This is a genomic window from Pseudogemmobacter humi, assembly GCF_900609055.1.
GTDB lineage: Bacteria > Pseudomonadota > Alphaproteobacteria > Rhodobacterales > Rhodobacteraceae > Pseudogemmobacter > Pseudogemmobacter humi.
Genome location: NZ_UXAW01000099.1, coordinates 1 through 8,548, shown reverse-complemented (window position 1 = coordinate 8,548; position 8,548 = coordinate 1). Strand labels below are relative to the sequence as shown.

At 66.6% G+C, this 8,548-nt stretch carries 5 protein-coding genes; 2 read left to right on the top strand and 3 right to left on the bottom strand.

Features of this window, described 5'->3' with window-relative positions; all coding sequences use genetic code 11:
* Positions 1-184: 184 nt before the first annotated feature.
* Positions 185-2,938 (bottom strand): aconitate hydratase AcnA, encoded by a 2,754-nt coding sequence (gene acnA, locus XINFAN_RS17870; RefSeq protein WP_124088233.1) that lies wholly within the window; start codon positions 2,936-2,938, stop codon positions 185-187.
* Between the two features lie 335 nt (positions 2,939-3,273).
* On the opposite strand from acnA, the gene XINFAN_RS17865 reads away from it, so the two are divergent.
* Positions 3,274-3,999 carry a DUF1223 domain-containing protein gene (locus XINFAN_RS17865; RefSeq protein WP_124088232.1) on the top strand — a complete coding sequence of 242 codons (726 nt, stop codon included), beginning with the start codon at positions 3,274-3,276 and terminating at the stop codon, positions 3,997-3,999.
* A 54-nt stretch (positions 4,000-4,053) separates the two neighbouring features.
* Here XINFAN_RS17865 and XINFAN_RS17860 read toward each other — a convergent pair whose 3' ends face one another.
* Together XINFAN_RS17860 and XINFAN_RS17855 are read right to left on the bottom strand one after the other, a co-directional pair.
* Complete coding sequence (locus XINFAN_RS17860; RefSeq protein WP_124088231.1) at positions 4,054-4,962, bottom strand: lysophospholipid acyltransferase family protein; 909 nt, start codon at positions 4,960-4,962, stop codon at positions 4,054-4,056.
* Positions 4,963-4,982: 20 nt separating this feature from the next.
* Entirely contained in the window at positions 4,983-5,810 is an 828-nt protein-coding gene (locus XINFAN_RS17855) for a DMT family transporter (RefSeq protein ID WP_233352336.1), read from the bottom strand.
* Between the two features lie 935 nt (positions 5,811-6,745).
* Between XINFAN_RS17855 and XINFAN_RS17850 the strand changes: the two genes are divergently transcribed.
* Positions 6,746-7,993, top strand: a complete 1,248-nt coding sequence (locus XINFAN_RS17850) for a Na+/H+ antiporter NhaA (RefSeq protein ID WP_124088229.1) — start codon at positions 6,746-6,748, stop codon at positions 7,991-7,993.
* Positions 7,994-8,548: the final 555 nt, after the last annotated feature.

Sequence of the window (8,548 nt, the reverse complement as noted above, 5' to 3'; positions counted from 1 at the left end):
GCGGGGGCGACGCGGGGTTCCGTCATTTGGGCGGCCTTTCTGGCGGGGCAGGCCGACCTTAGGACATCCGCGGTAAAGGCGAACTTAACGGGAACAGGACGGAGTGCTTTTCCCGCCCGCCGCCCGCGCCAAAAGAAAAGACCCCGGGCCAGCCGGGGTCTTCTCGTCAGCCTTTGTGCGAAACTCAGGCGCGGGCCAGGTTGCGCAGCACGTAATGCAGCACGCCGCCGTTCTCGACATATTCGATCTCGATGGCGGTATCGATCCGGCATTTGATCTGCGTGGTCCGGACGCTGCCATCGGCGTAGCGGATGGTCAGCGGCACCAGCGACAGCGGCTTCAGATCGCCCGCGAGGCCGCCGATCGAGATCACCTCGTCGCCCTTCAGGCCGAGCGACCTGCGGTTCTCGCCCGGCAGGAACTCGAACGGGATCACCCCCATGCCGACGAGGTTCGAGCGGTGGATGCGCTCGAAGCTCTCGGCGATCACGGCCTTCACGCCCAGAAGCGCGGTGCCCTTGGCCGCCCAGTCCCTGGACGAGCCCGCGCCGTATTCGACGCCGCCGAAGATCACCAGCGGCGTGCCCTGCTGCTGCCAGGCCATCGAGGCGTCGAAGATCGAGGTCTGCTCCCCGTCCGGCCCAAGCGTATAGCCGCCCTCAACCCCGTCCAGCATCTCGTTCCTGATGCGGATATTGGCGAAAGTGCCGCGCATCATGATCTCATGATTGCCCCGGCGCGAGCCGTAGGAGTTGAAATCCTTCTGCGCCACCTGCCGCTCGGTCAGATATTTCCCGGCAGGCGTGGCCGGCTTGAACGAACCCGCGGGCGAGATGTGGTCGGTGGTGATCATGTCGCCGAGGATCGCCAGCACCCGCGCGCCGTCGATGTCCGAGATCACGCCGGGATCCTTCGACATGCCGCGGAAATAGGGCGGGTTCTGGATATAGGTCGACGAGGGCGGCCAGTCGTAGGTCTCGGAATCGGTGACCTCGACCGCCTGCCATTTCTCGTCGCCCTTGAACACATCGGCGTATTTCGACTGGAACGCCTCGCGCGTCACCGTCGCCTCGACCAGATCGGCGACTTCCTTGCTGGTCGGCCAGATGTCTTTCAGGAACACGTCGCGCCCGTCCGGGGTCCGGGCGATCGGATCGCAGGTGAGGTTGATGTTCAGATCGCCGGCGATGGCATAGGCCACCACGAGCGGCGGCGAGGCGAGGAAATTCGCCCGCACGTCGGGCGAGATCCGGCCCTCGAAGTTGCGGTTGCCGGACAGCACCGCGGTCGCCACCAGATCGTTGTCGTTGATCGCTTTCGAGATCGCCGGATCGCCGAGCGGGCCCGAATTGCCGATGCAGGTGGTGCAGCCATAGCCCACCAGGTTGAAGCCGACGGCGTCGAGGTCTTCCTGGAGACCGGCGGCCTCAAGATAGGCGCCCACCACCTGGGATCCGGGGGCGAGCGAGGTCTTGACCCAGGGCTTGCGGGTCAGGCCGAGCGCGCGCGCCTTGCGGGCGACGAGACCGGCGCCGATCATCACATAGGGGTTCGAGGTATTGGTGCACGACGTGATCGCCGCGATCACCACCGAGCCGTCGCGGATCGTGTAATCCTTGCCCTCGACCTGGACGGTCTTGCGCGCATCGACCGGGGCCGCGACCACGCCGCCGCCCTCGGCCGTCATGTCGCGGGCGTCGTCCGAGACGTCGATGCCGCGGTAATCGGCCACCACCTTGTAGAAGCTGCGCGCCGACTCGGTCAGCGGCAGGTAGTCCTGCGGCCGTTTCGGCCCAGAGATCGCCGGGACGATGGTGCCCATGTCCAGTTCCAGCGTCGAGGTGTAGATCGGATCGTAATCCGGCCCGCGCCAGAAGCCGTTCTCTTTCGCATAGGCCTCGACCAGCGCGATGCGGCTTTCCTCGCGCCCGGTGTTGCGCAGGTAGCGCAGCGTCTCGTTGTCGATCGGGAAGAAGCCGCAGGTCGCGCCGTATTCCGGGGCCATATTGGCGATGGTGGCGCGGTCGGCGAGCGGCAGATGGTCAAGGCCCTCGCCGTAGAATTCGACGAATTTGTTCACCACGCCGTGTTTCCTGAGCATGGCGACGACCTTCAGCACCAGATCGGTGGCGGTGGTGCCCTCGACCATGCGGCCGGTCAGCCTGAAGCCCACGACCTCGGGGATCAGCATCGAGACCGGCTGTCCGAGCATCGCGGCCTCGGCCTCGATCCCGCCCACGCCCCAGCCAAGGACGGCAAGCCCGTTGACCATGGTGGTATGGCTGTCGGTGCCGACCAGCGTGTCGGGATAGGCCACGACTTCGCCGTTCTGGTCGGTGTCGGTCCAGACCGTCTGGGCCAGATATTCCAGGTTGACCTGGTGGCAGATGCCGGTGCCGGGCGGCACCACGCGGAAGTTGTTGAACGCTTTTTGTCCCCATTTCAGGAAGACGTAACGCTCCATGTTGCGCTCGTATTCCAGATCGACGTTCATCTGGAAGGCGCGCGGATTGCCGAATTCGTCGATCATCACCGAATGGTCGATCACCAGGTCGACCGGGTTCAGCGGGTTGATCTTCTGCGCGTCGCCCCCGAGGCCGAGGATCCCGTCGCGCATCGCGGCAAGGTCGACCACCGCAGGCACGCCGGTGAAGTCCTGCATGAGCACGCGGGCAGGGCGGTAGGCGATCTCGATCGGGTTCTTGCCGCCCAGTTTGCCCCAGTCGGAAAAGGCGCGGATGTCGTCGACCGAGACGGTCTTGCCGTCCTCGAACCGCAGCATGTTTTCGAGCACGACCTTGAGCGAGGCCGGAAGCCGCGAGAATTCGCCAAGGCCCGCGGCCTCGGCCGCCGGGATCGAGTAGTAGCTGACGGTCTGGCCGCCGGCGGTCAGGGTCTTGCGGGTCTTCTGGCTGTCATGTCCGACGGTGACGGTCATGTTTCGCTCCTTGGATCAGGACGTGGCTTCACTTGGGCTGCGGCCGAGACGCGCCCGGGAAGGCGGGGCATTTCGGGGAGTCGATGGCATTGTATGCAATTGTATGCCGAAAATCCAGCCCCTTCCGACAGCGGACCCTGCCATTTTGCGGTAATGTTTCGCCGGGGCGATTGCACCACGGCTTGCGGCCGGAGAAAAGGGGGGCGGGCGCCCCCGAAACGCAAAACAATCGCAAAACCTTGATTGGCAGGCAGGGGACGGGTTTTCTATAACCGCGGAAGGGCGGGGCGCGCGCTACCAGGCCTTTTGACACTCCGCGGACCGGGAAAGACCATATGCGACAGATGTTCAGCGCCGCCTGCGGCCTTGCCGTAGCCTGCACCCTGGCGACAGATGCCCGGGCCGACCAGGCCGCAGAGGGGGCTTCGGGTTCCGCGGTGGTGGTCGAGCTTTTCACCTCGCAGGGTTGCGTCTCCTGCCCGCCGGCGGATGAGTTCTTCGCCGGGCTGACCCGCGATCCAAAGGTGATCGCGCTGTCTCTGCATGTCGATTACTGGGATTACATCGGCTGGGAGGACAGTTTCGGCAACCCGGCCTTCACCGAGCGGCAGAAGAACTATGCCCGCGCCATCGGCTCGCGCACGATCTATACGCCGCAATTCGTGATCGGCGGCGCCGACCGGATCGAGGGGTTTGATCCCGAAGAGACCATGGCCTCGCTGGCGAGGAACGGCGCCGCGCCCTCGCCGGTGCGGCTGAAGATCGAGCGCCGGGGCGAGGTGCTGGTGATCCTCGCCGATGCCGATCCGCCGCTGGATGCGCCGGTTCGGGTGGAACTGGTGCGCTACATGCCCGAGGAAACCGTCGCCATCGAGCGCGGTGAAAACGCCGGCAAGACGGTGACTTACCGCAATATCGTGACCTCCTGGGAAACCCTGGGCGAATGGTCGGGGCAGGAGGCGCTGGAACTGTCGGCGCCGGTGCCGGGCTCCGGTCCCGTGGTGGTGATCGTGCAGCGCACGGGCCCGTCGGCGATCCTCGCGGCGGCACAGGCGGAATAGGCGCGGCGCAAAAATCTTCGAAGATTTTTGCAAATTCCTTCGAAGGAATTGGCGTCAGGCTCTGCGGTCCGGCCCGCCGACCTCGCGGCCCGCGTGTTTCCAGCGTTTGTGGATCCAGAACCACTGGCCCATATGGCGGCGCACCAGCCGCTCCAGGCTGTCGTTCAGCGCCTGGGTCATCGCCACCGGATCGCCATGCGGGACCGGCGCCTCGACGATCACCTCGAAGGAAAGCCCGTCTTGCTGGCGCAAGGCGTAGACCGGGACGCAGAGCGCATCGTATTTCAGCGCCAGCTCAGCCGCCGAGAGCGCGGTCTGCGCCTCATGTCCGAAGAACGGCAACAGCACGCCCGAACGCATATGCTGGTCGATCAGCATCCCGAGCATCCCGCCCTTGCGCAGGAATTTCACCATTCCCGCCAGCCCCTCGCGTCCGCGCGGGAACAAAGGCGTGCCGATGGCCGAGATCGCCTTCACGTAATGCGCGTTGAAGGCGGCATTGCTCATGTTCATGTAGAGCGCGCCGACCGGATAGCCGCGGGCGATCAGGGCGGCGCGGCTGGCGTCGTAATTGCCGAAATGCGCGGTGACGAGGATCACCGGCCGGTTCTCGCGATGCGCCTGTTCCAGCGCCGCCACGCCCTCGCCGGTCAGCGGCAGGGCAGCGGCGCGGGCGACGAATTCCTGGCCGGAATAGATCTCGATCAGGGTGCGGCCCACATTGTCCGGCACCGCGCGCACGATCCGCTCCACTTCCTCGCGGGAGAGGTCGGGCCGCACCAGCGCCAGATTGTTGCGGATGCGCCGTCGGTAGCCCGCGAGCGGCGCGACCACCTTCGAGACCAGCCAGCCGCAGAGCGGCACGCGAATGCGATAGGGCAGCCGCAAGAGGCCCCCGATCAGCACGCGGAACAGCCGGTCCTGAAGCCAGTGGCCGACACGGAAGGCGGGTTTTTCGTCCATAGGCCCGTCGATTTCGTGGATCACGCCCGGGCGGCGCGGGTTTCCCGGTGCCAGACATAGAGCCCCGCCCCCGCGATCACAAGCGCCCCGAGGATGGTCCAGCGGTCGGGAAACTCGTCGAAGAACAGCATCCCCCACAGCGTGGCGAAGACGATCCCGAGGTAGGAGAACGGCGCGACCATCCCGGCCTCGGCGATCGACAGCGCGCGGATCATGCAGAGCTGGCCGATGGTGCCGATCGCGCCGATCAGCACGAACATCGGCAGGTCAGAGGCTGCGACGGGCTGCCAGACGAAGGGCAGGGTGGTGCTGAAGGCAAGCGTGCCGAGCACGCCGCCCCAGAGCATCGCGGTCCAGACCGTCTCATACCGCCCGATCCGGCGGGTCAGCAGCGAATTGGCGGCGAAGGAGAAGGCGGCCGCCAGCGGCAGCAGCGCCGCCCAGGAGAACACCCCCGCCCCGGGCCGGATCACGATCATCGCCCCGGTCAGCGCGGCGAGAATGCCGAAGATCCGCCGCGGCCCGAGTTTCTCGCCGAGGAAAAGTGCTGCGCCCAGAGTGATCAGCACCGGGTTGGTGTCGGTCAGCGCGGTGGCCTCGGCGAGGCCGATATATTGCAGCGAGGTGAAGAAGAACGCCGCCGTCATGACCTGGAACACCGCGCGCCAGACATGCAGGCCCGGGTGGCTGGTGCGCGCCGTCACCATGGTGCGCCCGCGCAGGATCAGAAGGACGATCAGCGTTTGGCCGAGAAACCGCGCCCAGATCACCTGCGGCGCCGGATAGCGCTGCACCAGCCCCTTGGCGGTGGCGTCGAGGAGCGTGAAGAACAGGATCGCGAGGATCATCAGCGCGATCCCGCGGGCGGGATTCTGGACGTTTTGCATGACCGGCCGAGGCTAGGCCGGGGCGCGGGGCTGCACAAGGGGGCGCCGTCGCGGCACGGGGCGCGCGCGGCTGCTGTGCGCCGTGCGGTTTCCGGCCGGTCATGCCGGAAACCGGAGGACAGCAGCCGCTCCTGGCCTCCGGGCCGGGATGCGTCTGCGCCGACAGGGGCAACCGCGGCGCAAGATCCACATCGGTATCGAGGCGGAAACGCTGGAAGTGCGGGCGGTCCGGAGGACCGGCAACCCGCATCGGAGATGCGCCGGTTCGGCCCGATCTTCAATGCAGATCCTTGCAGAGGCTTCGGAGGGGCCAGGCGGAAGAAATGGCCCGGGGTGTGGGGAGGATCGGAAAACAACCCGGTTATGAGCAGGATCAGCCTTCGCTCCCGGGGGCGAAGACCCGGCGATTGTGTTTGCCCGACAATGGGATGCGGTGCGTCAGGCTCTTGGGCGAGCGTCTCATGGCCAGAGATTTCGACAGGGCAGGAGGCGGAAGCCCGGATCCGCATCGCAGGCATGAACCGCCTCACATCACCGGCCACCCCCGGGACGTTCGCCCGCGCGGGCAACATACGGGGCGGGGGGCAAATCTGACCCCATCGCGAGTGGCGCAGCAAAAGCGAAACGAAGGGCTGCGGTTCCCGTCAGGCCATCTTTGACCGGAGGCGTCTCCCCTGCACCAGAGCCCGCCGCCCCTCAGTGCAAAGCAAGGGGGTCCGCGGCGGGATCGCGCTCCATCACCGGCAGCCCGGCCTCTGGCCCTTTCCGCGCGGTGAGCGGAACGGAAACCCGCATTCCGGATTACAGATCATGTCCACAGGAACTCTGCCATATTCCGATTTCTCTTTCTCGTCGCCGGGCGTTAAGTCTTGCCGCGGGCAATCATGAGGTCTGTCTTGAACCGGATCTGGGATTTGATCACCACATATTCGCTGCTGCTGATCGGCGGCGCCCTGATCGCGCTGGCCTGGGCTAATCTCTCGCCCGGCAGCTACCACCATCTCGTCCATCTGCCGCTGTGGCCGGATGCGCCGGTCGGGCTGAGGGGGGACGACGGCGCGGCGCCGCAGCGGGTGCTGACCCTGCATTTTCTGGTCAACGACATGCTGATGGCGCTGTTTTTCGCCATGGCGGCGAAAGAGGTCTGGGAGGCGGTGATCCTGCCCGGCGGCAGCCTGCGCGGGAAGAAGGCACTGACGCCGCTGATCGCCACGCTCGGCGGTATGGCGGGGCCGGTCGCGGTCTATCTGGCGCTTGCCTCGGCCCTGGGCGTGCTGGCCGAGACCGGGCGGGGCTGGGCGATTCCCACCGCCACCGATATCGCCTTCAGCTATCTGGTCGGGCGGATGATCTTCGGCGCGCGCCATCCGGCGATCGGCTTTCTGCTCTTGCTGGCGATTGCCGATGATGCCGGAGGGCTGGCGATCCTCGCGATCTTCTACCCGAGCGGCGAGGTCGCGCCGCTCTGGCTCTTGCTGTCGGCGGGCGCGGCAATGGCGGTCTTCGTGCTGGCGAACTGGCTGCCGCGCCGGCTCGACCGTGGACGGCAGGACCGGCCGCACTCGACCTGGGTCCGGCGGGCTCTGGGCCCCTGGCCTTATGTGATAGCGGGCTGCGTCAGCTGGTATGCCTTCTGGCGGGCGGGGCTGCATCCGGCGCTCGGTCTGTTGCCGGTGGTGCCGGCCATCCCCCATGCGGCGCGCGACTTCGGCATCTTCGCCGAAGACGAGGCCTGCTCGACCGATCTGCTGAACCGCATCGAACATGCGCTGAAAGTCCCGGTGCAATTCGTGCTGTTCGCCTTCGGCCTGCTGAATGCGGGGGTCGGGTTCGGAGCGATCTCGGCGCCGACCTTCCTCGTGCTGGCGGGGCTGATGATCGGCAAGCCGCTCGGCATCTTCCTGTTCGGCTGGTTTGCGGCGGTGCCCCTGCGGCTCGGCCTGCCCGAGGGGATGCGGCTGAGCGATCTGCCGGTGATCGGCTTCGTGGCGGCGATCGGTTTCACCGTCGCCCTGTTCGTGGCGACCGTCGCCTTCCCGGACGGGGCGGTGCAGGATGCGGCCAGGATGGGGGCGCTGCTCAGCCTCGCCAGCGCGATCCCGGCGCTGCTGCTGGCCCGCGCGATGCGGGTGCGGCGGATGTAAGGCCGGTTCCCGGAGGCGCCGCACCGGCGGGCAGACCCTGGCGCGGGCAGGCCTGCGCCGGGGTACCGCCTTCCGCAACGGCATCGGGCCTTGCTCCGGCGATGAGGGCCGTCCGGGCGGTCGGGTCTGGGCATCTGGCCCCGACGCATATGCAGCGATGGGTTGGAGCGGTTTCTTCCCCAGGCCCATTTGGCCGAACCTCGCGCCGCCGGAGTGCTGAACCCGGCGACGACGGTAGCGTAAGGGGGGCAACGCAAGTCCTGGCAGCCTCAGATGCGCAGGCGGAGGGCAAACGCGCACGAGGCGCCGCGTTAAACTGGCGATTGCCAGGCTTCCCAACAAAGGGCTCGTGAAGCGCAACAAATATGACACGACCTGCAATCCATGTCAGATTTCGCTCGTGTTGGCAGGATGACCGGCTGGAACTGGTATTCCTTGGACACGGGCATGGATGCCTGAGCTGCTGCCGGTTTCGTGGACAGCAGGTTAAGCTAGCATAGCGCGGGCCTCGAACTCCATTGGGCTGAGGTAGCCCAGTTTCGAATGCCTTCTGCG